General features: G+C 69.1%; 1 protein-coding gene and 1 pseudogene. Both read right to left on the bottom strand.

Going from position 1 to position 1526, the window contains the following annotated elements:
- Nucleotides 1–1128: putative PEP-binding protein (locus ACFVWD_RS58350; RefSeq protein ID WP_389607307.1), on the bottom strand; the 1128-nt coding region annotated here is incomplete at its 3' end.
- A pseudogene (locus ACFVWD_RS58345) lies at nucleotides 1129–1526 on the bottom strand (pyridine nucleotide-disulfide oxidoreductase); the annotation flags it as partial.

Raw genomic sequence — 1526 nt, 5'->3', positions numbered from 1 at the left:
GTCCGATGCCAGGGAGAAGACCCGTACCGGGGTGCCCGCGGCGCGGGCGGATTCGACGACGCTTCTTACGCCGTCCAGGACGGAGGGGTGGCGGGTGCGGTAGGAGTCGGCGACCAGGTGGTTGCCCCGGTCCGCGGCGAGATAGAACTGCACCAGGTCCTTGAGGCCGACGAAGAGTTCACTGGCCCCGGCGGCGCACAGCGCGGTGGTGGCGTGGACGGCGGAGGGCGTCTCGACGAAGGCGGACAGGGGGGTGCCGTCGGGTAAGTCGAGATGGGCTCTGAGTTGTGCGAACTCCGTCTCGTCGCTGACGAACGGCACCGAGAGCCCCACCCGGTCCGCCTCGTCGCCGAGGCGTTTGCGCAGGGTCGCCAGTACGGCGTGCAGGGCCTCGCGGTAGCCGGTGGAGCCCAGGAGCCAGCGTGCGCCGTGCATGCCCATCTCGGGGTTGGGCTCGATGGCGACGGGGGCGGCCTGGGTGACTTCGGCCGCGTGGTCGGAGCGCAGGTCGAGCATGCGCAGGACGAGTCGCTGACCGGGCAGAAGCGCTTCGACGAAGCCGCAGAGCCGCTCTCCGACGGCCTGTCCGTAAGCGGTGATGCCTGCGGTGTCGCCGGCCATGGCGTCGAGCGGGCTCAGCCCCAGGGCCAGGCAGAGGAATTCCTCACGGATGAAGAAGGACTCGACGCGGGCGGCTTCGGGTCCGCAGGAGTTGATCGTCGTGATGTCCTGGAGGTCCGCGATGACCGCACACGCCGAGCCGATGGCGTCCAGTACGGGGTTGCCGCCCCCGGGAGCCGGGGCTGGGCGGGGCCCGACGACGATGGAGGCGCTCTCCAGGTAGAGCGTCACCTCGCCGACGAGATCGGCGAGGTCCGCCTCCTCGACGCGCAGTACCGGAATCCCCCTGCCGCGGCACAGGGACTGCATGTGACCGGTGAGTCCACCGGAGCCGCACACCACGGCCCGTGCGGCCACGATGGCGTCGTACAGCCCCGCTTCCAGGGAAGGGGCGATGAGGATGGTTCCTTCGCGCGGACTTCGCGTTCGGTTGCAGGTGCCCTGAAGCACACTCTCGGTGCCGCCGGCCAGGAGAGATCCCAGAATCCGTCGCCCGTTCCCGTTCAACTAGTCCTCCGGATGTTCGGCGTTCTCCAACCCCAGTTGCCGACGCAGCTGCCGTGGTGTCACGGAGACGTCGTTGAGCCGTTCCACGGCCACCCGGTTGACGATCGCCCTCATCAGGCGTTCGTCACGGGGGACGCCCGTGGGAAGTACGGGGAGGCTGCCCAGGGAGCGAATACGGGCGTTCAGGCGGGCTTCCAGTGCTTCCCTGCTCCTTCGTTCGCGGGTGGCCAGCCTCCGCACTTCCAGTCCCACAGACTCCTCCAGTGCCTCGCGGACCGCTTCCTCCGGGTTGCTGACATAGCTGCGGTAGTAGGAATGCCGGGCGGCGAGGTCGTCGAAGCCGTCCTGTCGCAGTTCAAGCCGTTCGACGACGTGGGCGGCGACGGCGACGGAGTGGT

Source organism: Streptomyces sp. NPDC058086, assembly GCF_042885015.1.
Lineage (GTDB): Bacteria > Actinomycetota > Actinomycetes > Streptomycetales > Streptomycetaceae > Streptomyces.
Note: the sequence above shows the minus strand (reverse complement) of the source record. Positions and strands in the feature narration are given on the sequence as shown.